The sequence below is a fragment of the Streptomyces kronopolitis genome, from assembly GCF_014646275.1.
Lineage (GTDB): Bacteria > Actinomycetota > Actinomycetes > Streptomycetales > Streptomycetaceae > Streptomyces > Streptomyces kronopolitis.
The window spans coordinates 1-22,126 of record NZ_BMND01000047.1 but is presented as its reverse complement, the minus strand read 5'-3'; the positions used below and the strand labels follow the sequence as shown (position 1 = coordinate 22,126).

24 protein-coding genes are annotated in these 22,126 nt (G+C 73.5%); 13 read left to right on the top strand and 11 right to left on the bottom strand.

All coding sequences use genetic code 11. From position 1 onward, the window contains the following. The first annotated feature begins 14 nt into the window (after positions 1-14). Positions 15-1,070, top strand: coding sequence for a serine hydrolase domain-containing protein (locus IEY78_RS30675; RefSeq protein WP_229700273.1), 1,056 nt, complete (start codon positions 15-17; stop codon positions 1,068-1,070). Between the two features lie 50 nt (positions 1,071-1,120). Beyond that, complete coding sequence (locus IEY78_RS30670) at positions 1,121-2,077, top strand: small ribosomal subunit Rsm22 family protein (RefSeq protein ID WP_189103864.1); 957 nt, start codon at positions 1,121-1,123, stop codon at positions 2,075-2,077. 43 nt (positions 2,078-2,120) lie between these two features. Here IEY78_RS30670 and IEY78_RS30665 read toward each other — a convergent pair whose 3' ends face one another. Then, on the bottom strand, positions 2,121-2,297 hold the full coding sequence (locus IEY78_RS30665) for a DUF6243 family protein (RefSeq protein ID WP_189103862.1): 177 nt from the start codon (positions 2,295-2,297) through the stop codon (positions 2,121-2,123). Positions 2,298-2,433: 136 nt separating this feature from the next. Here IEY78_RS30665 and IEY78_RS30660 point away from each other — a divergent pair, with 136 nt between their 5' ends. Both IEY78_RS30660 and IEY78_RS30655 read left to right on the top strand, forming a co-directional pair. Further along, complete coding sequence (locus IEY78_RS30660) at positions 2,434-3,033, top strand: TetR/AcrR family transcriptional regulator (protein ID WP_189103860.1); 600 nt, start codon at positions 2,434-2,436, stop codon at positions 3,031-3,033. A gap of 161 nt (positions 3,034-3,194) precedes the next feature. Beyond that, complete coding sequence (locus tag IEY78_RS30655) at positions 3,195-3,938, top strand: bifunctional DNA primase/polymerase (protein WP_189103858.1); 744 nt, start codon at positions 3,195-3,197, stop codon at positions 3,936-3,938. Between the two features lie 126 nt (positions 3,939-4,064). On the opposite strand, the gene IEY78_RS30650 is transcribed toward IEY78_RS30655, so the two are convergent. From IEY78_RS30650 to efeO, 4 genes are all read right to left on the bottom strand, one after another. Further along, a complete protein-coding gene (locus tag IEY78_RS30650) occupies positions 4,065-4,997 on the bottom strand; it encodes an SCO2278 family lipoprotein (protein WP_506417105.1) in 933 nt (310 codons plus the stop codon). Beyond that, positions 4,927-5,919 carry an iron uptake transporter permease EfeU gene (gene efeU / locus IEY78_RS30645; protein WP_189103854.1) on the bottom strand — a complete coding sequence of 331 codons (993 nt, stop codon included), beginning with the start codon at positions 5,917-5,919 and terminating at the stop codon, positions 4,927-4,929. Before efeU ends, IEY78_RS30650 begins: the two co-directional genes overlap by 71 nt. Positions 5,920-5,986: 67 nt before the next feature. Beyond that, on the bottom strand, positions 5,987-7,342 hold the full coding sequence (gene efeB / locus IEY78_RS30640; RefSeq protein ID WP_189103852.1) for an iron uptake transporter deferrochelatase/peroxidase subunit: 1,356 nt from the start codon (positions 7,340-7,342) through the stop codon (positions 5,987-5,989). A gap of 28 nt (positions 7,343-7,370) precedes the next feature. After that, entirely contained in the window at positions 7,371-8,525 is a 1,155-nt protein-coding gene (gene efeO, locus IEY78_RS30635) for an iron uptake system protein EfeO (RefSeq protein ID WP_189103850.1), read from the bottom strand. A 331-nt stretch (positions 8,526-8,856) separates the two neighbouring features. On the opposite strand from efeO, the gene IEY78_RS30630 reads away from it, so the two are divergent. Then, positions 8,857-9,522, top strand: a complete 666-nt coding sequence (locus IEY78_RS30630) for a PhzF family phenazine biosynthesis protein (RefSeq protein WP_189103848.1) — start codon at positions 8,857-8,859, stop codon at positions 9,520-9,522. A 36-nt stretch (positions 9,523-9,558) separates the two neighbouring features. Here IEY78_RS30630 and IEY78_RS30625 read toward each other — a convergent pair whose 3' ends face one another. Next, positions 9,559-10,266: a biliverdin-producing heme oxygenase gene (locus IEY78_RS30625; protein WP_268240362.1), complete on the bottom strand. Its 708-nt coding sequence runs from the start codon at positions 10,264-10,266 to the stop codon at positions 9,559-9,561. A 219-nt stretch (positions 10,267-10,485) separates the two neighbouring features. Further along, a complete protein-coding gene (gene map / locus IEY78_RS30620; protein ID WP_189103846.1) occupies positions 10,486-11,343 on the bottom strand; it encodes a type I methionyl aminopeptidase in 858 nt (285 codons plus the stop codon). A gap of 65 nt (positions 11,344-11,408) precedes the next feature. Between map and IEY78_RS30615 the strand changes: the two genes are divergently transcribed. Next, positions 11,409-11,648 carry a hypothetical protein gene (locus tag IEY78_RS30615; RefSeq protein ID WP_189103844.1) on the top strand — a complete coding sequence of 80 codons (240 nt, stop codon included), beginning with the start codon at positions 11,409-11,411 and terminating at the stop codon, positions 11,646-11,648. 51 nt (positions 11,649-11,699) lie between these two features. On the opposite strand, the gene IEY78_RS30610 is transcribed toward IEY78_RS30615, so the two are convergent. From IEY78_RS30610 to IEY78_RS30600, 3 genes are all read right to left on the bottom strand, one after another. Next, on the bottom strand, positions 11,700-13,097 hold the full coding sequence (locus IEY78_RS30610; protein ID WP_373294275.1) for an MFS transporter: 1,398 nt from the start codon (positions 13,095-13,097) through the stop codon (positions 11,700-11,702). Between the two features lie 94 nt (positions 13,098-13,191). Further along, complete coding sequence (locus tag IEY78_RS30605) at positions 13,192-13,821, bottom strand: hypothetical protein (RefSeq protein ID WP_189103842.1); 630 nt, start codon at positions 13,819-13,821, stop codon at positions 13,192-13,194. A gap of 100 nt (positions 13,822-13,921) precedes the next feature. After that, positions 13,922-14,905 carry a dihydrodipicolinate synthase family protein gene (locus tag IEY78_RS30600; protein ID WP_189103840.1) on the bottom strand — a complete coding sequence of 328 codons (984 nt, stop codon included), beginning with the start codon at positions 14,903-14,905 and terminating at the stop codon, positions 13,922-13,924. A 163-nt stretch (positions 14,906-15,068) separates the two neighbouring features. Here IEY78_RS30600 and IEY78_RS30595 point away from each other — a divergent pair, with 163 nt between their 5' ends. The 6 genes from IEY78_RS30595 (at position 15,069) to IEY78_RS30570 (ending at position 20,382) form a co-directional block, all read left to right on the top strand. Then, positions 15,069-15,752, top strand: a complete 684-nt coding sequence (locus tag IEY78_RS30595; RefSeq protein WP_229700271.1) for a FadR/GntR family transcriptional regulator — start codon at positions 15,069-15,071, stop codon at positions 15,750-15,752. Positions 15,753-16,035: 283 nt separating this feature from the next. Further along, positions 16,036-17,370 carry an ABC transporter substrate-binding protein gene (locus IEY78_RS30590; RefSeq protein ID WP_189103838.1) on the top strand — a complete coding sequence of 445 codons (1,335 nt, stop codon included), beginning with the start codon at positions 16,036-16,038 and terminating at the stop codon, positions 17,368-17,370. Further along, entirely contained in the window at positions 17,367-18,365 is a 999-nt protein-coding gene (locus IEY78_RS30585; protein ID WP_189103836.1) for a carbohydrate ABC transporter permease, read from the top strand. The genes IEY78_RS30590 and IEY78_RS30585 overlap by 4 nt, the downstream gene beginning before the upstream one ends. Next, the gene (locus tag IEY78_RS30580; protein ID WP_189103834.1) at positions 18,362-19,210 is read left to right on the top strand and encodes a carbohydrate ABC transporter permease; all 849 of its coding nucleotides are present in this window, start codon (positions 18,362-18,364) and stop codon (positions 19,208-19,210) included. The genes IEY78_RS30585 and IEY78_RS30580 overlap by 4 nt, the downstream gene beginning before the upstream one ends. A 102-nt stretch (positions 19,211-19,312) precedes the next feature. Next, on the top strand, positions 19,313-20,044 hold the full coding sequence (gene npdG / locus IEY78_RS30575; RefSeq protein WP_189103832.1) for an NADPH-dependent F420 reductase: 732 nt from the start codon (positions 19,313-19,315) through the stop codon (positions 20,042-20,044). Between the two features lie 98 nt (positions 20,045-20,142). Then, positions 20,143-20,382, top strand: coding sequence for a hypothetical protein (locus IEY78_RS30570; RefSeq protein WP_189103830.1), 240 nt, complete (start codon positions 20,143-20,145; stop codon positions 20,380-20,382). A gap of 31 nt (positions 20,383-20,413) precedes the next feature. On the opposite strand, the gene IEY78_RS30565 is transcribed toward IEY78_RS30570, so the two are convergent. Further along, a complete protein-coding gene (locus IEY78_RS30565) occupies positions 20,414-21,202 on the bottom strand; it encodes a site-2 protease family protein (RefSeq protein ID WP_189103828.1) in 789 nt (262 codons plus the stop codon). A gap of 167 nt (positions 21,203-21,369) precedes the next feature. On the opposite strand from IEY78_RS30565, the gene IEY78_RS30560 reads away from it, so the two are divergent. Next, a partial coding sequence (locus IEY78_RS30560; RefSeq protein WP_189103826.1) for an AfsR/SARP family transcriptional regulator occupies positions 21,370-22,126 on the top strand: 757 nt, incomplete at its 3' end.

Below are 22,126 nucleotides of genomic sequence, written 5' to 3'. Positions count from 1 at the left end.
GGCTGGTCCGCGGGGTGCGGGCGCTGCCCGAGGGCCGCCCGCCCTGGTGCCCCGGCGCGGTGGTGCTGGCCGGCCGCGGCCCGCTCGTCGTCGCCGAGGCCGCCGCGGGCTGGGCGCTGCGCTACCGGGCGTACGACCCCGAACGGGACCGCGGCATCGACCTGCCGCGCGACCGGTGGGAGCCGATGCGGGTCGGCACGGTCTTCGACCTGGCCTCGCTCAGCAAGCTCTTCACCTCGATCGCGGCGGTCCAGCAGATCGAACGCGGCCGGCTGGCCCTGGACGACGAGGTACGGGCCGACCTGCCCGCCTTCGCCCCCGGCATCACCGTCCGCCATCTGCTGACCCACACCTCCGGCCTCGCCCCCGAGCTGCCGTTCCACGACCACCGCGGACGCGCCGCCCAACTCGCGCTGCTGTGGGCGGAGGCGGCGTCGCCCAGTGGCCGCCCCGGCGCCGGCCACCGCTACTCGGACCTCAACCTCATCGCCCTCCAGCTCGTCCTGGAGCACCGCACCGGGCACCGGCTGGACGCCCTCGTCCACGACGGCATCACCGGCCCGCTGGGCATGTCCAGCACCTCCTACGGCCCGCTGGCCCCGCAGGGCGTGGCGGCCACCGAGGACCAGCGGCGGCCCTGGGCCAAGGCGGACCGCGGGATGGTCCGCGGCGAGGTGCACGACGAGAACGCCTGGGCACTGGGCGGGGTGGCCGGCCACGCGGGCCTCTTCGCCACCGCCCAGGACCTGGCCGTGCTGTGCCGCACCCTGCTCGACGGCGGCACCTACGGCACCACCCGCATCCTCGGCCCGGACGCGGTCGCCACCCTGCTCGACGCGCCCGGCCTCGGCTTCGCCGTCGACCAGCCGTATTTCATGGGCGAGTTGGCGGGCCGCGGCGCGGCCGGACACACCGGCTTCACCGGCACCAGCCTGGTCCTGGACCGCGCCACCGACACGTTCCTGATCCTGCTCGCCAACACCGTCCACCCCCGCCGCCGCGACGGCGGCAGCGCGCCGCGCGCCGCGGCCGCCACCCGGCTGGCCCGCGCGGTGGCCCGCGGCGCCTGAGCGGGGCGGGCCCGGCCGGGCGGTCCGCGGCGCCCCGTAGAATTCGGGCCATGCACGAGGAACTGCGCGCCGCCCTGGCGGGCCTGCTCGACGGCCTGCCGCCCACCCGGGCCGCGCAGGCGGTGGACCGGCTGATCAGCAACTACCGGGGCCGCACCCCCACCGACGCCCCGGTGCTGCGGGACCGCGCCGATGTCGCCGCGTACGCCGCCTACCGCATGCCGGCCACCTTCGAGGCGGTACGCGCCGCCCTGGCCGCCTTCGCCGCCCGCGTCCCCGACTGGTCCCCGGCCACCCATCTGGACATCGGCGGCGGCACCGGCGCCGCCACCTGGGCCACCGCCGCCACCTGGGACGGCCCGCGCAGCACGGTCCTGGACTGGGCGCAGCCCGCCCTCGACCTGGGCCGGGAGCTCGCCGACGGCATCCTGCCCGACACCCGCTGGCAGCGCGGGACGATCGGCGACGGCCTCACGGTGCCGCCCGGCACGGACCTGGTCACCGTCTCCTACGTCCTGGGCGAACTCCGCCCCGAGGACCGCCGGGCCGTCGTCGCCGCCGCGGCCACCGCCCGCGCGGTCGTCCTCATCGAGCCCGGCACCCCCGACGGCTACCTCCGCATCCGCGAGGCCCGCACCCAGCTCACCGAGGCCGGGCTGCGCATCGTCGCCCCCTGCCCGCACGGCGACACCTGCCCGATCGTCCCCGGCGAAGACTGGTGCCACTTCGCCGCCCGGGTCAGCCGCTCCTCCCTCCACCGCCAGGTCAAGGGCGGCTCCCTGCCGTACGAGGACGAGAAGTTCAGCTACGTCGCCGCCACCACCCTCGACGCGGCCCCCGCCCCCGCCCGCGTCACCCGCAAGCCCCAACTCCGCAAGGGCCAGGTCCTCCTGGACCTGTGCACCACGGACGGCCTCGACCGCACCACGGTCACCAAACGCCACGGCACCGACTACCGCCGCGCCCGCGACACCACCTGGGGCGACCCCTGGCCCCCACAACCCTGACCCGGCTGACGGGATTTCACGCCACCGTCCAGCGGTCCGCGGCTCACTTCTCCTGCGCCCGCTCCTGGAACTTGCGCAGCAGTTCACTGCGCCGTTCCCGGGCCTCGGACCGCCCCGGGCCGCCGCGGTCAGCGGCGCCGCCGCCACGCAGCGCGCCGCGCGAGAGCTTGGCGCGGGTACCGCCGACCCCGAGCATCCCCCCGGCATTTCCCTTGCTCATGGAATTCCCCTTCCTCGTCGCTTTCCTCTGCTTCCTCTACGCGAGACGGGCCGTCTCGCGCGATCTCCATCATGAGCGATACGTCTCGTCTCGTCAAGACGATACGTCTCGCCTCTCCCTCGCTAGACTTCCCCGCATGGCCGACAAAACAGCCCCCGACTCTTCCCGCCGCAGCGAACGCTCCCGCCGGGCGATCTTCGATGCCGCCCTCGCCCTGGTCGGCGAGGTGGGCTACGACAAGCTCACGATCGAGGGCATCGCCTCCCGGGCCGGGGTCGGCAAGCAGACGATCTACCGCTGGTGGCCCTCCAAGGCCGCCGTCCTGCTGGACGCCTTCACCGCCGGCGTCGACGACTACTCCGCGCAGGGGCTGCCGGACACCGGCGACCTGGCCACGGACCTCAAATCCGTGCTGCGTGCCACCGTCGACGAATTCAACGACCCGGCGTTCCAGGCCCCGTACCGCGCCCTCGCGGCCGCCGGCGCCAACGACGAGGAGCTGTCCCGTACCTTCGTCGCGCGGCTGATGGAACCCGGCACCCAGGTCTACGCCGACCGGCTGCGGGCGGCGCAGGAGGCGGGCGAGGTGGCCGACGGCGTCGATGTGCGGATCGCCACCGAGATGCTGCTGAGTCCCTTCTCACAGCGCTGGCTGATGCGCACCGGCGATCTGACCCACGAGTACGTCGACACCCTCGTCGACCAGGTACTGGGCGGTCTGCGGCCACGCGACTGAACGCACCGCCCGGCGCCGCCGGCCGCGCCGACCCGTCGTCGATGACCCGAATTGCCGGTATTGGTCTCCCTTTCCCGCACCCCGGATCTCCACACCGGTCACCCCGGGCGCAGGATGGTGGCAGCATTGATCCCAGACCACCGCTCGAAGTGAGGGGATAGATGGAACGCAAGAGCAGGTTCTCCCAGTGGCTGCGCCGGCCGAAGAGCGGATCGGACGGCGGCGATACGGACACGGGATCAGCGGCTGCGCGCAGCCGCGAGGACCTGCTGCGGGCGGCGGTCGACGCCGGCTTCCCGGTGGCCCCGGCGGCGCATCCCTCCGGCTACGGCTGTTCCTGTGAACGCATCGGCTGTCCCACCCCCGCCCGCCACCCCATCTCCTTCGGCTGGCAGACCGTCGCCACCACCGACCGCGACAAGGTCGCCGCCTGGGTCCGCACCCTCCCGCAGGCCAACTTCGTCACCGCCACCGGCATCACCCACGATGTGCTGGACGTCCCCGTCGAGGCGGGCCGCAGCGCCCTGGGGCGGCTGGACGCGGCGGGCATCGACGTCGGGCCGATCACCCTCAGCGGCGCCGGCTTCAACGGCCGGATGCTCTTCTTCACCGCCACCCGCGGCACCCCGGACGACGAGGACGAGTGGTGGCCCTGTGAGCTGGACTGCCACCCCGAGACCATGGACGAGCACCCGGGGCTGCGCTGGCACTGCCGCGGCAGCTATGTGCTGCTGCCGCCCTCGGCGCTGCCCGGCGAGCAGCCCGCGGTGAGCTGGCTGCGCGGCCCGGAGCTGCCGCTGCCCGACCCGCTGACGCTGCTGGAGTCGCTCACCGACGCCTGCGCCGCGTTCAACGACCGCGAGCCCCACCACCACGAAGCGGCGGCCTGGCCGATCGGCCGCTGAACGGCCCGCCCGCCCCGCCGTCCACGGCGTCCGGTACGGGCCCTTCCGTACGCCGAAGGGCCGCCGGGTCACCCCGACGGCCCCTTCCGCTCCGAGTTCCGCTCCGAGCGGTTTTGCGGACGGCGGCTACAGCGGCCGCACCGACGTCTTCGCCTCGATCCGGTTCAGCACCGCGACCTTCCCGCCGGCGCTCTTGGGCGGCACCGTCACCGTCTGGCCGGAGACGGTGGTGAAGCCCATCCGGTTGGTCTTCTTCGGCGGGCCCTCCAGGAGGCCCTTCAGCGCCCCCGAGACCGTGATCGTCGCGCCGGCGAACACCGTCTTCTGCTGGTGGTAGACGGTCGAGAAGAACACCAGCGCACCGCCGTCCTTCGTGCGCAGCGACACCGGCGGATAGTTCGCGGCGGTGTCGTCCCACATGATGCGCACGCCGGGACGGTTGGCGTCCTTCGCGCGCCGCGCCCGCCAGCCGTCGGTCTCCCGGCCGGGGGCGAAGACGGCTCCCTTGCCGGTGTTGAGGTAGTCCGCGTAGCTGCGGCTCAGCTCGCCGGGGGCGACCGCCAGACCGGAGTCCGCACCGGCCGGCACCGCCTCCGCGTAGCCGTTCCTGTCCGTCTTCAGCTCCGGCGCCTTGTTCCCCGGGAACGTCGCCAGATACACCGCGCGCCACTTCTCGTCGATGCCGTCGCGGCTGAACACCAGGAACCAGCGGGTGAACCGGCCGGCGGCGTTCTTGCGGTTGCTGGCCGCGTTCGCGATGAAGTACTTCGGCCAGCCCTTCTGCTGGGGCACCGTGAACTGCGCGTCCGTGAACTCCAGCGCCCGGAAGCCCGGGTTGCCCTGCGGCCGGACGGCGTGCGCCGCCTTTATCCCGGCCTGGTCGATGGCGAGCAGCGCGCCCCCCTCGAACGAGGGATTGAGCTGCGGGTTCAGCTGACGGTTGGCCTCGTTGAAGCCCTCGGTGAAGTGCTTGAGCGCCTTGGCGCCGTCAGCCTTCGACACCGCCGGCAGCATCTCCCTCTCGCCGTGCACCGTCATGCACCCGCTCAGTATCACCATCGCCGCCGCTGCCGACGTCAGTGTGGCGGGCACCCGGAACGGCGACCTGCGTGTCATGGGGCTCGGGCTCCTTCGGGGCGACCCGGTCGGACGGGCTGGCCGCCGGGGTGGCACGATTCGGCGACACCCTACCGGGGGCGAAGAAGAACAGGAGGGTGGGGATCAGATACAGAGCCCACACCGTGACCTGAAGAACCGTCGGGTCCGGCTGGAAGTTGAGGATGCCCTTCAGCAGGGTGCCGTACCAGCTGTCGGCCGGGATCTGCGCGCTGATGTCGAACGCCTGGGAGGTCAGCCCCGGCAGGACGTCCGCCTCCTGAAGGTCGTGGAAGCCGTACGCCAGCACGCCCGCCGCGACCACCACCAGCATGCCGCCGGTCCAGGTGAAGAACTTCGCCAGGTTGATCCGCACCGCACCGCGGTAGAACAGCCAGCCCAGCGCCACCGCCGTCAGCAGCCCCAGCAGCGCGCCGACCAGCGGCCGCACCCCGTCGTCGGCGGACTGGGCCGCGGTCCAGATGAACAGCGCGGTCTCCAGGCCCTCCCGGCCCACCGACAGGAACGCGGTGACCACCAGCGCCATGGTGCCCATCCGGAGGGCCGCGTCCAGCTTGCCGTGCAGCTCCTTCTTCAGGTGCCGCGCGGTGCGCCGCATCCAGAAGACCATCCACGTCACCAGGCCCACCGCGATGATCGACAGTGAGCCGCCGAGCGCCTCCTGCGCCTTGAACGTCAGGGTCTCGGAGCCGAATTGCAGCGCCGCGCCGAACGCGAACGACAGGACCACGGCGAGCGCGATGCCCATCCAGACCGGGCGCAGCGCCTCCCGCCTGCCGGTCTTGACCAGATAGGCGATGAGAATGCAGACCACGAGACTGGCTTCCAGTCCCTCGCGCAGACCGATCAGGTAGTTGCCGAACACGTCGGTTCCTTCCCTTCCTTCGTGCAGATCATGGGGCGGCGGCGAGGACCTGCCGGCGCCCGCGGTGTCAGGCGAACAGCTCCCGGCCCCACCAGTCGTCCGCGTGCCGGACGCCCGGCGGCACCGCGAAGACCGCGGAACCCACGTGCTGGATGTACTCGTTGAGCGCGTCGTTGGCCGACAGCCGCTTCTGGAGCGGGACGAAGCCCTGGCGCACATCGTGCTGGTAGGCCAGGAAGAACAGCCCCGCGTCCAGCCGGCCCAGGCCGTCCGTGCCGTCCGTGAAGGAGTAGCCGCGGCGCAGGATCCGGATCCCGCCGTTGGAGTCCGGGTGCGCGAGGCGGACATGCGCGGTCGGCAGCATCGACTTCAGGTGCGGGGTGTCCCGCTCGTGCTTCCGGCCGGCCGGCGCGCCCTCGCCCTTGTCGCGGCCGAAGATGTCCTCCTGCTCCTTGCGGGAGGTGCGGTCCCAGGTCTCGATGTGCATCCGGATGCGGCGGGCGACGAGGTAGGAACCGCCGGCCATCCAGCGCTCCTTGCCCTTCGCCGCGGCGTCCGCGACCCAGACGTGCTTGTCGAGGGCGGCGGTGTCGGTGCCGGCGAGGTTGTGGGTGCCGTCCTTGAAGCCGAACATGTTGCGCGGGGTCTGCGCCTGCGGCGTCGTCGAGGACGTCTTGCCGAAGCCCAGCTGGGACCAGCGGATGGCGACCTTGCCGAAGCCGATCCGGGCCAGGTTGCGGATCGCGTGCACCGCCACCTGCGGGTCGTCCGCGCAGGCCTGGACGCACAGATCGCCGCCGCTGCGGCTCTTGTCGAGGTTGTCGCCGGGGAACTGCGGCAGGTCGATCAGCGCCTCGGGCCGCCGGGCCCGGATGCCGAACCGGTCCTTGCCGTCCTTCTCGAACAGCGTCGGGCCGATGCCGAAGGTCAGGGTGAGCCGGGACGGCGGCAGGCCGAGCGCCTCGCCGGTGTCGTCCGGCGGCGCCTCCGCCAGCCCGCCGACCGCGCCGTCGCCGACCGTGTCCCCGGCCGTCATCCGCGCCGCCGCCTTCGTCCACTCCTTGAGGAGCGCGATCAGCTCGTCGCGGTCGTCGGTGGTGACATCGAACGAGGCGAAGTGCAGACGGTCCTGCACGGCGGTGGCGATGCCGGCCTGGTGCGCGCCGTGGAAGGCGACCGCGGAGCGCGAGGTGGCGTCCGCGCCGGCCGGCTGGGCGTCGTTGCCGGCCCGCAGCGCCGCCGCGGTCCCGCCGGCCGCGACCGCGCCGAGCGCCAGTCCCGCGCCGCCCCAGCCGAGCAGCGCCCGCCGCGAGGGCGTCCGCCCGGTGCCGTTCCCGGCGGCCGGGTCCGGCCCGGCCCCGTCGGCGGTGCCCTCGTGCGGCGTCGTGTCCTCGTGCGGCGTCATGCCGTTGTCCTGCGTCATCGTGACCCCCTGGCCTGGCGGCGGACCGTTACTTGGTGGTGGCGACGGCGGCGGCCAGCTTCGACAGCGGCTCGGCCAGCGCGTTGACACCGTCCGACAGCTTCTTGCGCGCGGTCTTGTCGACCGTGTCGTAGGAGACGAAGCCGTCGGCGGACTTGCTGTCGCGGTGCGCGGCGAGCAGCGCGCGGATCGCCGCGAACTGCTTGTCCAGCTCCTTGGCGAGCGCCGGGTCGTTCTTGCCGACGACCGGCTTGAGCAGCTCGTACGCCTTCTGCGCGCCCTCCACGTTGCCCTGGAAGTCGATCAGGTCGGTGTGGCTGTAGCGCTCTTCCTCACCGGTGACCTTGCCGGTGGCCACCTCGTCGAGCAGCTCCTTGGCGCCGTTGGCCATGCTGGTCGGGGTGATCTCGGCCTTGCCGACCCGCTTCTGCCAGTCCTTGAGGTCCGTGATGAGCCGGTCGGCGAGCTTCTTGTCGTCCCCGGAGATCTTCTTCTTCTCCCACAGGGACTGCTCCAGCTTGTGCCAGCCGGTCCACTTCTGGCCCTTCTCCACACCGTCGGCGCGGACGTCGACCTTGGGGTCGATGTCACCGAAGGACTCGGCGACCGGCTCGGTGCGCTCCCAGCCGACCCGCGAGACGGCGTACGCCTTCTTCGCGGCGTCCAGGTCGCCGGCCTTGACCGCGTCGGCGAACTTCTGCGCCTTCGGCAGGGTCTGGTCGGCCTGCTCCTGCGCGTAGGTGCGGTAGGCGGCGACCGCGGCGTCCAGCTTCGGGTCGTGCTTCGCGCTCGCGCCCTTGCCGCTGGCGGTCACCTTCTGGCGGATGCCGTTGCCCTTCATGCCGGGCTTGCAGGCGACCTCGTACGAGCCGGCCTTGACCTCGGCGGTGATGTCCGCGTGGGTGCCGGGCCCGATGTTCTCCCGCTCGGTGACGATCCGGTCGCCGGGGGCGTAGAGGTAGACCTCGGTGACCTTGGAGCCCTTGTTCTGCACCGCGAAGCGGACGTGCCCGGCCGGAAACTCCTTGGTGGAGAGCTCGCAGCTGCTGTCCGTGGCGGTCACCTCGACCGTGCCCTTGCCGCCGCCGCCTTTGCCGTCGTTCTTCGCGGCGCAGCCGGCGACGGCGGTAACGGCCGTGGCCACGGCTATGGCGGCGACGGCGGAGGTGCGAAGGGCTCGCATACGGGGCTCCAGGCGGGCTCGGATGTACGGAATCGACGTACGGGACGATAGAGGGTCACTAAGATCGCCACTAAGGCAGCCCTAACTTACGTGAGGCTTACCTATTGCTGCCCACGGTTTCCCGTGATCCCGCTCTCATGGACAACAGCCTGGTCACGGATCGGCCCGCGCCGGGTCACGGAAGTGCCATGCGCCGGTCAAGGTAAGGGCCGGGCGCGCGGGCGGGGTGTGACGGGTGGGTGAGGCCCTGGTGCGGGCGCCCGGCGCACCGAGGCCCGCCGGGGGCCGGGCGGCCCGAATGCCCGTCCGGGCCGTGCGCTTGACTGTCCGGATGACCGACATCGACGTGCTCCGGGTCTTCTGCGGCCCGGACGGGGGCGCGGGCAATCCGCTGGGCGTGGTCCTCGACGGGGCGGCTGTCCCCGACCCCGCGGGGCGCGCCGCGCTCGCGGCCGCACTCGGCTTCAGCGAGACCGTCTTCCTCGACGACGCCGAGCGCGGCACCGTCGACATCCACACGCCGAGCTGCCGACTCCCGTTCGCCGGGCATCCGCTGGTCGGTCTGGCCTGGCTGCTGCGGAGCCTGGGGCGGCCGCCGCGCACCCTGCGCCCGCCGGCCGGCGCGGTCCGGGTCGACTTCGACGGGGACCTGACCTGGGTCCGCGGCCGCGCCGCCTGGGTCCCGGCCCGGACCACCCGCCGCCACGCCTCGCCCGCCGAGGTCGACGCGCTGCCCGCGCCGCCGCCGGGCGAGGACTGGCTCTACGCCTGGGCCTGGCAGGACGAGGCCGCCGGCGTGGTCCGGGCCCGGGGCTTCCCGAGGCGCGGCGACGGGGTCGCGGAGGACGAGGCGACCGGCGCCGCCGCCCTGCTGCTGACCCGGGAGCTGGGCCGCCCGCTCGACATCCGCCAGGGCGCCGGCTCGCGGATCCTCACCCGCCCGCACCCCGACGGCACCATCGCGGTCGGGGGACGGGTGAGCCGTCAGGCGCCGTAGGGCCCGTGCGGCGTGCGGGGATTGGCGGTGCGGCGCCTAGGCGCTCAGCGGGAACTGCTCGCCCAGTTCCCGGAAGACCGCGCCGTTCAGCCGGAAGGCGTGCTTGCACTCGTCGACCACCCGCTGCTTCTCCAGGTCGTCGACCGGCAGCGCGTCCAGCTGCGCGCGGTAGCGGCGCTTGAAGGCGGCGGGGTTGGGGATGTCCTCGAAGACGTAGAACCGCACCCCGTCTCCCTTGCGGGCGAAGCCCCAGGTCTTCTCGGCCGTGCCGCGGATGATCTGGCCGCCGGAGAGGTCGCCGAGGTAGCGGGTGTAGTGGTGGGCGACGAAGCCGCCCGGCCAGGTGCGGGCGCAGTCCGCGACCCGGTCCGCGTAGGCGGCGGTGGCCGGCAGCGGGGTGAGCCCGGTGCGCCAGCCGGGCCCGCCGAGGTGGGCGAGATCGCGCTCCAGCGCGGCGGTGCGGGCCAGTTCCGGGCGGAGGAAGGGGCCGGCCACCGGGTCGGCGGCGAGATCGTCGGTGACGTCCTCCAGCGCGCGGTAGACGAACCACAGCTGCTCGGTGTAGCGCCGGTAGGCGGGGATGCCGAGCCCGCCGCCGAGGAGATCACTCATGAACGAGGAGTTCTCGGCTTCGGTGTGCTGCTCGTGGGACGCGGTGCGGATAACTGTGGAGAAGGGCGTGGTCGGCGCGGACGCCGTGGGCGGATCGGCCGGTGCGGACGGGCGCGGGCTGGACGCTTCCAAGGCGGGCCTCCGGGGACCGAGGGGCGGACGGGAACGGGCCCTCCCGCGCCGGGTCGCCGACGCTTGGACTCAGACAACTACTTAGGCTTACCTAAGTCAACCCGTTCCCGACGTCCTGTCGGCACCAGCCTACGCCGGTTCCCGACACCCTGTCGGTAAAAGCCCGCCCCGCTCCCGGTCAGGAAACCGTGCGGATCTCTGTCCCGCTCCCGCTCCCGGTCAGGGGAGGGTGAGGATCTCGGCCCCGGTGTCCGTCACCACCAGGGTGTGCTCGAACTGCGCGGTCCGCTTGCGGTCCTTGGTCACCACCGTCCAGCCGTCGTCCCACATGTCGTAGTCGTAGGACCCCAGCGTCAGCATCGGCTCGATGGTGAACGTCATGCCGGGCTTGATGTCGGTGGTGTGGTGCGGGCTGTCGTAGTGCGGAACGATCAGGCCGGAGTGGAAGGAGGAGTTGATGCCGTGGCCGGTGAAGTCGCGGACCACTCCGTAGCCGAAGCGCTTGGCGTAGGACTCGATGACCCGGCCGATGATGTTGATCTGCCGGCCCGGCTTGACGGCCTTGATCGCGCGGTTGAGCGCCTCGCGGGTGCGCTCGACCAGCAGCGTGGACTCCTCGTCCACGTCGCCGCACAGGTACGTGGCGTTGTTGTCGCCGTGCACGCCGTCGAGGTACGCGGTGACATCGAGGTTCACGATGTCGCCGTCCTGCAGGACGGTCGAGTCCGGGATGCCGTGGCAGATGACCTCGTTGAGCGAGGAGCACAGGGACTTGGGGAAGCCGCGGTAGCCGAGGGTGGACGGGTAGGCGCCGTGGTCGCACATGAACTCATGGGCGACCCGGTCGAGTTCATCGGTGGTCACACCCGGCGCGATCAGCTTGGCGGCCTCCGCCATCGCCTGCGCGGCGATCCGGCCGGCGATCCGCATCTTCTCGATCGTTTCGGCATCCTGCACCTCGGGCCCCGTGTACGGGGTGGGCGCGTCCTTCCCGACGTACTCGGGGCGCGGGATCGAGGCGGGGACGGGGCGGGTGGGGGAGATCTTCCCCGGGACAAGGAGTGACTGGCCAGACATGTCAGCGAGTGTATCCGCGGGCCGTCGGGCAGGATGGTGGCACAAAACATCCACAGGAGGCGGCAATGGCGCTGTTCAAGAGGCGTACGGTCGGCAAGCCGGGCGAGTGGTTCTACTGCCTCAAGCACCAGACGGTCGAGGAAGGCCCCGAGTGCCGCGCCGCCGACCGCTTCGGCCCGTACGACACCCGCGAGGAGGCGTCGCACGCCATGGAGACCGCCCGGGAGCGGAATCTGGAGTGGGAGACGGACCCGAAGTGGCACGACAAGAGCGCGGAGCAGGAGAGCGGCGGGGAGGACAAGTAGGCGAGCCCGGCGCGGGCGGCGGGTGATCCTGCCGCCCGCGCCGGGCCCGTCTCATACCGCCGCCGGGTCGGTGTCCTGGGCTTCCGCTCCGGGCCGGCCCAGGTCGGGGGCCCGGTCGCCGGTCCGGTCGTCCGCCGCGGGGGTCCGGCGCTCGCGCATCCGCCGGGCGTGCTCGTCGGTCCGGGCGTCGTACGCCCGCAGCTTCGGCAGCCCCAGGGCCAGCAGCGCGACGCCCGCGAAGCACAGCAGACCGCCCGCCGACACCGCCGCCCGCACGCCCATCAGGGCCGCCATCCCGCCGACCCGCACCTGGCCCAGCTGCGGGCCCGACGAGTACGACAGCAGCTCGATGCCCGCCAGCCGGCCGCGCAGCTCGTCGGGGATGGTCTGGTTCCACATCGCCGAGCGGAAGATGCCGCTGACCATGTCGAAGGCGCCGGCCAGGGTCAGCAGGAGCAGCACCGCCCAGACCTGCCGCAGCTGCCCGGCGGCGGCGATCGCCAGGCCCCAGCCGGCGGCCGCCAGCACGATCGCCCGGCCCTGCCGGTGCACCCGCCCGGTCCAGCCGCTGGTCAGGCTCACCAGCAGGGACCCGGCCGGCAGCGCCGCGTACATCAGCCCCAGCGACCAGGGCGCGTGGAGGTCGTCGGCGAGGAACGGGAAGATCGCCAGCGGGTAGGCGAAGAGCATCGCGAGCACGTCGACGGCGTAGGTGCCCAGCAGCTCCTTGCGGCTCCAGGCGTAGCGCGCGCCCTCCGCGATGACGCGCAGCGAGGGCTTCTCGGCGTCGTGCGAGGCGGGCGACGGCGCCAGGCGGCGGGACAGCAGCACCGAGACCGCGAAGGTGGCCGCGTCGATGGCGTAGGCCCAGCGCAGCCCGGCGAGGGCGAGCAGGCCGCCGGCCAGCGCCGGTCCGGCGATGGCGCCGATCTGCCAGCGCAGCGCGTTGAGGGCGGCGGCCGCGGCGAGCTGGTCGTGCCGCACGATCCGCGGCACGATCGCGTCCAGGGCCGGCCGCTGCAGCCCGGTCAGCGCGCTGGACAGCGCGGCCGCCGCGTACAGCGGCCACACCAGCGGGTGCGGCAGCAGGCTGTTGAGCAGCAGCAGCGCGGAGATCAGCCCGAGCGCCAGCTCGCTGCCGACGATCAGCCGGCGGCGGTCCACGGAGTCGGCGAGCGCGCCGCCGTAGAGGCCGAAGACCAGCAGCGGGACCAGCTCCACGGCGCCCAGCGCACCGACCGCGAGGGTGGAGCCGGTCAGCTCCTTGAGCTGGAGCGGCAGCGCCACGACCGTCAGGAAGGTGCCGAAAACCGTGATGGCGCCCGCGCACCACAGCAGTCGGAAGTCGCGGGAGCTGCGCCAGGGGGCCAGATCCGGCAGCAGCGCGGTCAGGCGGCGCCGGCGGGCGGTGGGCGAGGGGGAGTCAGGTGGGGGGCCGTCCGAAGTCACCGGAGCACCCTCGCCCGCGGGAACAAGGTGACGCAAAGGGTTTTTTCCGGCCGCCGCGCGGACCGGCCGGGGGCTACCCGCGGACGGGCCGGGGCTACCAGCGCGGGGGCGGCGGGGCGGTCAACTGGTCGGCGAGGCGGGCCAGCCGGTCCCGGAACCGGCGGCGGCCGCGGGACGGCGGCAGGCAGTTCTCCCCGGCGGCCGCGCTCACCAGATGCTGCACGGTGTCGAGGTCGAGGTCCGGCGAGGCCGCGGGGGCGCCGGCGGGCGGGGCTGGGGGAGCGGCGAGCGCGTCATGGGCCAGGGCGTGCAGATCGCGGTCGCCGCCGTCCAGGGCGAGCACCGTCGCGCCGTTGCGCCGGGCGTCGTGCACCCGCTCCAGCAGCCCGGCGCCCGGTGCTCCCGGCGCCACGACCAGCAGGGTCTCGCCCCGCCCGGCCGCCTCCAGCCGGCCCAGGCCGACCGCCAGATGGGCCGGAGCCCCGCCGGGGACGCGATGGCGCACCAGGGTCGGGGACAGCTCCGGCAGGCCCGACCAGGCGGCCTCGTCGTCGAGATGGGCGGCCAGATGCCAGGGCTCGTACGCGGCGCTGCCGACCAGCAGCAGCCCGCCGCGGTGCGGGGCGACGGACGAGCGCAGCGCCCCCGCGAAGCGGCGGGTGGCCTGCACCCACTCGGTCCCGGCGAGGACTTCACGCAGCAAGGCGACGCGTACGGCATCCATGGCGGCATCCTGCCGCACCGGTGGCACGCCGCGGGTGCGAAGTCAACGGGGGTCACCCGTACGGGACTTGCGGGGCGAGGGGTGGGCGGCGGACTGTCCCTCAGTCGTGCCGGGCCCCTCGGGCCGGTCCTTCCGGCAGCAGGCCGGCCGCGTCGAGGCGGCGGGCCACCTCCGCCACGGCGCGCTCGCCGAGCGGGCGTTGCGGGAAGGCGGTGGCGCCATGGGCGGTCACGCCGAGGAGGTGCAGGGCCGCCTTGAACGCGCCCAGGGCGGCGGAGCTGCGGCCCATCTCGGACTCGGGGCCGGCGTCGACCATGGCGAACAGGGTGACCAGGCGCTCCTGTTCGGCGGCTGCCCGGTCCCAGTGGCCCGCCCGCGCGGCGTCGTAGAGCCGTACATAGGCGGCCGGGTCGACGTTGCCGAGGCCGGGGACGACGCCGTCGGCGCCCGCCAACAGGGCCGCGTCCGCGGTCAGTTCGGAGCCGGTGAGGACGGCGAAGCCGGGGGCGGGGCCGCGGTGCCGGCCGGTGCGGCCGCCGAGGGCGGTGAGCAGGCGGCGCAGGGAGCCCTCGTCGCCGCTGCTGTCCTTGAGCCCGGCCAGGGTGCCGTCCTCGGCAAGCTCCCGCACCAGCTCCGGGGCCAGCTTGCTGTGGACGGCGACCGGGATGTCGTAGGCGAGGAGCGGCAGATCCACGGCGGCCCGCAGATGGTGGAAGTGCGCGGCGATCTCCCGGGGGTGGGTGCGGGTGTAGAAGGGCGCGGTGGCGACCAGGGCGTCGGCGCCGAGGGCGGCCGCGGTCCGGGCGTGGTCGAGCACCCGCGGGGTGGTGGTGTCGATGACCCCGGCGAGCACCGGGACCCGGCCGGCGGCGGCTTCGAGGACGGTCTCCAGCGCGGTGCCGCGCTGGGCGTCGGTGAGGTAGGCGACCTCGCTGGTCGAGCCGAGGGCGAACAGCGCGTGGACACCGCCGTCGAGGAGGTGGTGCACCAGGCGGGTCAGGGACGCGGTGTCGACCTCGCCGTCCGGGCCGAGCGGGGTGCAGACCGGGGGGATGACGCCGTGCAGGGGTGCGGGCAGTGCCATGGGAGCTCCGGACCTCCGAGTCAGGACATAGGACATGGGATGTCCTATGTCGAGCACAATAGACCTGTTCACAGGCGGTCGGTCAAGGATTCGCGGCCCTGCCGGGGCGGGCGGCGGACGGGCCGGCGGCACGGCGGACGCGGGAGCGGGAGAGGGAGATTCCATGGCGCGAGGGACGATGTCCGAGGAGGTGCAGGCGCAGATCAAGCAGTTGATCCTGCGCCGTGGACTGACGCCGGGCGATCCGCTGCCCACCGAGGCCGACCTGGTCGGCCTGCTCGACGTCAGCCGCAACTCGGTACGCGAGGCGCTCAAGGCGCTGCAGGCCATGCGCATCGTGGAGATCCGGCACGGCTTCGGCACCTATGTCGGCCCGCTGACCCTGGAGCCGTTCGTCGAGGGAGTCGCCTTCCGCGCCGCGGTCCGCCACCACCAGGGCGAGGCCAGCCTCTACGAGTTGATGGAGGTCCGCGAGGCGCTGGAGGCCGGTCTGATCGGCACCGTCGCCCGCGCGCTGCCCGCCGAGGACCTCACCGTGCTGCGGGGGCTGGTGCAGCGGATGGCGGAGGAGGCGCGCGGCGGGGAGGTGCTCAGCGCCACCGACCGGGCCTTCCACCTCGCGCTGTACCGCTCGCTGGGCAACCACCTGCTGAGCGAGGTGCTGGACGCGTTCTGGGCGGCGCTGCGCCGGGTGCGCGAGGACCTCTCCGACGACCGGCCCGACCCGGAGGTGACCTACCGCCAGCACCTGGAGATCGTCGACGCGCTGGAGGCGGGCGACGGGGACCGCGCCGTGGAGGCGATGCACCGGCACTTCGACGGGATCCGGCGCCGGCTGACGGAGTAGCGGCGGCGGGGCGGCGGGCGGTGCCGCGAAGACGCCGGGCGGCCGGGGGATCATCGCCCCTGTTCACCGGGATTTCGCCCGGCGTCGGCGGTGCCGTTGCCGACACGCGGGGCGCCACGGAGGCCGCCTTGACGGCCAGTTGGGCACTCCCTATGGTCGCGGCAGGACAAGGGACATCCTACGTCCTTGCCCCTTCGGGGCGACCCAACTGCTCTGCGAGACGGGCGACTTCACCACGTGGCCCGATGCTTCCCTTCCGCCGCATCCCCGTGGAGGACCTCGTATGACCAGCAACCACGTGCCCCGCAGAACGGTCCTGGGCGGGGCGGCCGCCGTCGCCGCCGGCCTCGCGCTCGCCGGCTGCGGCGACGGCGGGGACGCGGACGGCAAGGGGCCCCGGGAGCGCAAGAAGGGGCAGCGGATCCGGCTGACCTTCTGGTCCTGGGTGCCCGGCATCGACAAGCCCGTCGCCCTGTGGAACCGCAAGAACCCCGAGGTGCAGGTCACGGTCGAGAAGGTCTCGGCGGTCAACGGCGAGCAGTACGCGAAGATGCACGCCGCCGTGAAGGCCGGCAACCCGCCCGACCTCGGCCAGATCGAGTTCCCGGTCGTCCCCGGCTTCCTCCTCGACAACGGCCTGCTCGACCTCGCCCCGCTCGGCGCCTCCCGCTACCAGGACAAGTTCATCGGCTGGCAGTGGCAGCAGTCCGTCTTCGGCAAGGGCATCTACGCCATCCCGCAGGCCTCCGGGCCGATGGGGCTCTTCCTCCGCCAGGACCTCTTCGACAGGTGGGGCGTGCGCACCCCGCGGACCTGGGACGAGTACGAGGCCGCCGCCAAGGCCATCCGCAAGCGGGGCGCCTGGATCGAGACCTTCGCCCCCACGAACGGCAACCGGTTCGCCGGCCTCGCCTGGCAGGCCGGCGCCGCGTGGTACACCACGCACGGCGACACCTGGCGGGTGCACCTCGACGACGAACCCACCCGCCGGGTCGCCGACTACTGGGAGTCCCTCGTGCGGCGGGGGCTCGTCAAGACCATCCCCGACCGGCAGAACGCCTGGTACAAGGACCTCCAGACCGGCGCCATCCCGTCCTGGGTGGGCGCCAGTTGGGGCGATGCCCTGCTGGTCGGCAACGCGCCGGGCACCAAGGGGAAGTGGCGGGCCGCGCCGCTGCCGCAGTGGAAGGCGGGCGAGCAGGCCTTCGCCAACTGGGGCGGCTCGACCACCGCGGTCTTCGCGGGGGCGCACTACCCCAAGGACGCCCTGGACTTCGCCGTCTGGCTCAACACCGACCCCGAGTCGATCGCCCTGCTCATCGACGGCGGCTACGGCTTCCCCAGCGCCCGGACCGGCTACCGCACCACCGACCTCGACGCCGACAAGGACTTCTTCGGCGGCCAGGCGTACAGCAAGGTCTTCGCCGACGCCGGGGCGCACGTCGACACCGGATGGCGCTGGGGACCCGGGGTGGACACCCTCTACCAGCGGCTCGGCGACGCCTTCACCGACGCGCTGGCCGACGGCAGTTCCTTCCGCTCCGTCCTGACGAAGGTGCAGCGGCAGACCGTCGCCGACCTCAAGGACAAGGGCCTGAAGGTGGAGAGCGGCGGGTGAGCCGGGACACGCCGCACCGCCCGGCCCCAGCCCTGGCCCCGGTCGCCGGGAAGCGGCCCGGCCCCGCCCCGCGTGGCCGCCCCCGCCGCGCCCCGGGCCCCCGGGCCCGGCACGCCCGCGCCGCGGCCGGCTTCCTGCTCCCCTTCCTCGCGCTCTTCGCGCTCTGCTTCCTCGCCCCCCTCGGCTACGCCCTCCACCAGAGCCTGTTCACCACCGAACGCACCGGCCCGCTCGGGCTCGGCGGCCGGGAGCACGAGGTCTTCGCCGGCCTCGCCAACTACGCCCACGCGCTCTCGGACGACCGGTTCCTGGCCGGCTTCGGCCGGGTGCTGCTCTTCGGCGCCGTCCAGATCCCGCTGATGATCGCGCTCGCCACCGGTCTCGCGCTGCTGCTGGACAGCGCGAGCGCCCGCGGGGTCGCCTTCTTCCGCACCGCCTTCTTCCTGCCGTACGGGGTGCCCGGGGTGATCGCCTCGATCCTGTGGGGCTTCCTGTACGTGCCGGGCATCAGCCCGCTGGTGCAGATCGCCGGGTCGCTGGGCTGGGACGTCGACTTCCTCTCCCGCGGCACCGTCCTGTGGTCCATCGCCAACATCGTCACCTGGCAGTTCACCGGCTACAACATGCTGGTGCTGATCGCCCAGCTCAAGGCCGTACCGCAGGAGTTGTACGAGGCCGCGCGGCTCGACGGCGCCTCGGCCCGGCAGATCGCCCGGCACGTCAAGCTGCCGCTGATCCGGCCGGCGCTCGTGCTCACCTGCGTCTTCAGCATCATCGGCACCCTCCAGCTGTTCGCCGAGCCCATGGTGCTGCGCCCGCTGGCCTCCGCCATCGACTCCGGCTTCACCCCCAATCTGCACGCCTACAGCGCGGCGTTCGTCGGCAACAACCCGCATGCGGCGGCGGCCGAGGCGGTGCTGCTCGCGCTGGTGGCGTGTGTGCTGTCGTTCGGCTTCCTGCGGCTGGTCGGCGGGCGCGGGACGGAGCGCCGGTGACCCGGCCCCCGCTCCGCCACCGGATCATCACCGCCTCGCTGCTGACCGTCGCCGCGCTCTACTTCCTGGTGCCCGTCTACTGGCTGGCCGTCTCCGCCACCAAGAGCAGCGCCGACCTCTTCGGCACCTTCGGCCTCTGGTTCTCCGACCATCCGCACCCGCTCGCCTACCTCGGTGCCGTCCTCGCCCATGACCACGGCATCTACGCCCGCTGGTTCGCCAACTCCCTCTTCTACGCCGGGACCGGTGCCGTCGGCGCCACCGGGCTGTCCGCCGCGGCCGGCTACGCGCTGGCCAAGTTCCCCTTCCGCGGCCGGGAGGCGGTCTTCCATGTGGTGCTCGCCGGGGTGCTGGTCCCCGGCACCGCGCTGGCCCTGCCGCTGTACTTCCTGTTCAGCGCAATGGGCCTGGCGAACACCTACGCCGCGGTGCTGATCCCGAGCATGGTCAGCCCGTTCGGCGTCTACCTCTGCCGGATCTACGCGGCCGCCGCGGTCCCCGACGCGCTGCTGGAGGCGGCCCGGATCGACGGCGCGGGCGAGGCCCGGATCTTCGCCGGGCTCGGGCTGCGGCTGATGACCCCGGCGCTGGTCACCGTCTTCCTGTTCCAGTTCGTCCACATCTGGACCAACTACTTCCTGCCGCTGGTGATGCTCTCGGACTCCGACCTCTACCCGGTCCCGCTGGGCCTGACCACCTGGACCGGCTACGCCGACCGGCAACCGGTGCTCTACCAGTACACGGTGGGGGGCGCGCTGTTGTCGGTGGTGCCGCTGATGGTGCTGATGACGGTGCTCCAGCGGTACTGGCGCACGGGACTGACCGAGGGCAGCGTGAAGGCGTGAGGGGGTGACGGCGGGCGGGGCGGCGGGACGGCTCGGCGGGACTTCGAAGACAGCCCCCGGTGCGGGCCCGGCCCGGCGCCGGCGCGTGACACCATCACTGTCATGACTACTCCTGACGATGCCCGGTCCGAGAACGCCGCCACCCGTGCGAAGGCCGCCCTCAAGCGTGACCCCTGGGACCTCCCGGACGTCTCCGGCCTGGTGGTCGGCGTCCTGGGCGGCACCGGCGACCAGGGCCGCGGCCTGGCCTACCGGCTCGCCCGGGCCGGCCAGAAGGTGATCATCGGCTCCCGCGCCGCCGAGCGCGCCCGGACCGCCGCCGGTGAACTCGGCCTGGGCGTCGAGGGCGCCGAGAACGCCGAGTGCGCCCGCCGCAGCGATGTCGTGATCGTCGCCGTGCCCTGGGAGGGCCACGGACTCACCCTGACGGCGCTGCGCGAGGAGCTGGCCGGCAAGCTGGTCATCGACTGCGTCAACCCGCTCGGCTTCGACAGGAAGGGCGCCTTCGCGCTGAAGCCCGAGGAGGGCAGCGCCGCCGAGCAGGCCGCCGCCCTGCTGCCCGACTCCCGGGTCACCGCCGCCTTCCACCATCTGTCCGCGGTGCTGCTCCAGGACCCCGCGGTGGAGCGGATCGACACGGATGTGATGGTGCTCGGCGAGGCCCGCGCGGACACCGATCTGGTGCAGGCGCTGGCCGCCCGCATCCCCGGCATGCGCGGTGTCTTCGCCGGCCGGCTGCGCAACGCCCACCAGGTCGAGTCGCTGGTCGCCAATCTGATCTCGGTCAACCGCCGCTACAAGGCGCACGCGGGGCTGCGGCTCACCGACGTCTGAGCCGGCCGCCGGGGCATCCGGGCACCGGGCCCGGTCCGGCGCCGGCGGGGCATGGGGGACACTGGGGAGGACCGCACCACTCCCGACAGGAGCACCCCATGTCCTTCCTGCCCGCGTCCGGCCCGGCCCGGCGCCTCGCCCTGATGGCCCTCGCCGTGTGCGTCCTGTCCGTCGCCGCGGCCGTCGTCGCCTTCGTGGAGGGCAGCTTCGTCGGCATCGTCTGGGTCCTGATGGCGGGCATCTCCAGCAACATGGCGTGGTTCTACGTCCGCCGCGCGCAGCAGCAGTCGCAGCAGCAGTCTCGGCACGACGCGCAGCGGGCCGGGGCGGCGGGCTGACCCGGCCCCGGCCGGGAACCGGTCAGGACCGTCAGCCGAGCTGCGGCGGGCCCTGCCAGAAGCGGAAGAACTCCTGGCCCAGGTAGCTGTAGACCTCCGAGACGCCCAGCGCGCCCAGGACCGTGTGGACCAGGCCGAAGAACGCCTGGTTGAGCTCCGGGACCCACAGCAGGCCGAAGATCAGCAGCAGTCCGAACGGTGCGATCGGCTCCACCTGCCGCCGCAGCGAGCGCGACAGCCACGGCTCGATCACGCCGTAGCCGTCCAGACCGGGCACCGGCAGCATGTTCAAGATCGCCGCGGTCACCTGGAGCAGCGCGAGGAACGCCAGCGCACTACGGAACGGGACCGGCACCCCGTCCAGGCCGTGCAGCCAGAACGGCGCCGTGCACACCACCGCGAACAGCACGTTCGTCAGCGGACCGGCCGCGGAGATCAGGCTGTGCCGCCAGCGGCCGCGGATCCGGCCGCGCTCGATGAACACCGCCCCGCCCGGCAGCCCGATCCCGCCCATCAGCAGGAAGACCACCGGCAGCACGATGCTCAGCAGCACATGGGTGTACTTCAGCGGGTTCAGCGTCAGATAGCCCTTGTCCGCCACGGACAGGTCGCCGCTGTGCAGCGCGGTGCGGGCGTGGGCGTACTCGTGCAGGCACAGCGACACCACCCAGCCGGCCACCACGAAGAAGAACACCGCGAGGCCGGTGTTCGCCCCGAGCCGTCCGCTCCACACGGCCCAGCCGGACACCGCCAGCACGGCGACGAGCGCGAGGAAGACCGGGCTGACGCGACGGTCCGCGCGCCGGAATGCTGTGGTCATGGTGCGGGCTCCCGAGGTCGGTGAGGGGCAGCCCCGACCGTATCCGCGAGACGGCGGCCGGCGCACAACCCCCTGACGGAGCGCGCGCCCGGGCCCCTGCCGGGCCACCTGCCCCGGAAAGCGACGCTCGACGCCTGCCGGTCCGCGCCGTGCACCACAATGGGCCGGTGCGTTACGCGATCCTCGGTACCACCCAGGCCGGCCGGGCCGACGGCACCCCCGTCGCCCTCGGCGGCGCACGCCTGCGCGCGCTGCTCACCGCCCTCGCGCTGCGCCCCGGCCGGGCCCTGCCGCCCGAGGTGCTGATCACCGACATCTGGGGCGCGGACCCGCCCGCCGACGCCCCCGGCGCGCTCCAGGCACTCGTCGGCCGGCTGCGCCGCGCCCTGGGGCACGACGCGGTCGCCTCGGCCGACGGCGGCTATCTGCTGTGCGCCGAGCCCGACGCGGTCGATCTGCACCGCTTCGAGCGGCTGGCGGCGGAGGGCGACCGGGCGCTCGGCGCGGGCGACCCGTCGCGCGCCGCCGCGCTGCTCGACGAGGCCCTGGCGCTCTGGCGCGGCCCGGCGCTGGCCGACCTCCCGGACGCGGGCGCCCGGGCCGTGGGTGCCGAGCGCCGCCGGCTGGACGCCCGGCGCACCCGGCACGCCGCCGAACTCGCCCTGGGCCGCGCCGAGGCGGCGCTGGCCCCGCTGCACGCGCTGTGCCAGGAGCACCCGCTCGACGAGCCGCTGCAGGCCCTGCGGCTGCGCGCGCTGCGCGCCGCGGGCCGCCCGGCGGAGGCGCTGGCGGCCTACGAGGAGATACGCACCGGCCTCGCCGACCGCCTCGGCGCCGACCCGGGCCCCGAACTGCGCGCCCTGCACGCGGAACTGCTGAGCCCGCCGCCCGCGGCCGGGCCGCCCGCCGGGCCGCCGCCGGCCA

What these genes read in the sequence shown, in the direction of transcription:
- IEY78_RS30670 (WP_189103864.1), top strand. Translation starts at nt 1,121, where the DNA reads ATGCACGAGGAACTGCGCGCCGCCCTGGCGGGCCTGCTCGACGGCCTG.
- IEY78_RS30665 (WP_189103862.1), bottom strand. Translation starts at nt 2,297, where the DNA reads ATGAGCAAGGGAAATGCCGGGGGGATGCTCGGGGTCGGCGGTACCCGC.
- IEY78_RS30660 (WP_189103860.1), top strand. Translation starts at nt 2,434, where the DNA reads ATGGCCGACAAAACAGCCCCCGACTCTTCCCGCCGCAGCGAACGCTCC.
- IEY78_RS30655 (WP_189103858.1), top strand. Translation starts at nt 3,195, where the DNA reads ATGGAACGCAAGAGCAGGTTCTCCCAGTGGCTGCGCCGGCCGAAGAGC.
- IEY78_RS30650 (WP_506417105.1), bottom strand. Translation starts at nt 4,997, where the DNA reads ATGGTGATACTGAGCGGGTGCATGACGGTGCACGGCGAGAGGGAGATG.
- efeB (WP_189103852.1), bottom strand. Translation starts at nt 7,342, where the DNA reads ATGACGCAGGACAACGGCATGACGCCGCACGAGGACACGACGCCGCAC.
- efeO (WP_189103850.1), bottom strand. Translation starts at nt 8,525, where the DNA reads ATGCGAGCCCTTCGCACCTCCGCCGTCGCCGCCATAGCCGTGGCCACG.
- IEY78_RS30630 (WP_189103848.1), top strand. Translation starts at nt 8,857, where the DNA reads ATGACCGACATCGACGTGCTCCGGGTCTTCTGCGGCCCGGACGGGGGC.
- map (WP_189103846.1), bottom strand. Translation starts at nt 11,343, where the DNA reads ATGTCTGGCCAGTCACTCCTTGTCCCGGGGAAGATCTCCCCCACCCGC.
- IEY78_RS30615 (WP_189103844.1), top strand. Translation starts at nt 11,409, where the DNA reads ATGGCGCTGTTCAAGAGGCGTACGGTCGGCAAGCCGGGCGAGTGGTTC.
- IEY78_RS30605 (WP_189103842.1), bottom strand. Translation starts at nt 13,821, where the DNA reads ATGGATGCCGTACGCGTCGCCTTGCTGCGTGAAGTCCTCGCCGGGACC.
- IEY78_RS30600 (WP_189103840.1), bottom strand. Translation starts at nt 14,905, where the DNA reads ATGGCACTGCCCGCACCCCTGCACGGCGTCATCCCCCCGGTCTGCACC.
- IEY78_RS30595 (WP_229700271.1), top strand. Translation starts at nt 15,069, where the DNA reads ATGGCGCGAGGGACGATGTCCGAGGAGGTGCAGGCGCAGATCAAGCAG.
- IEY78_RS30590 (WP_189103838.1), top strand. Translation starts at nt 16,036, where the DNA reads ATGACCAGCAACCACGTGCCCCGCAGAACGGTCCTGGGCGGGGCGGCC.
- npdG (WP_189103832.1), top strand. Translation starts at nt 19,313, where the DNA reads ATGACTACTCCTGACGATGCCCGGTCCGAGAACGCCGCCACCCGTGCG.
- IEY78_RS30570 (WP_189103830.1), top strand. Translation starts at nt 20,143, where the DNA reads ATGTCCTTCCTGCCCGCGTCCGGCCCGGCCCGGCGCCTCGCCCTGATG.
- IEY78_RS30565 (WP_189103828.1), bottom strand. Translation starts at nt 21,202, where the DNA reads ATGACCACAGCATTCCGGCGCGCGGACCGTCGCGTCAGCCCGGTCTTC.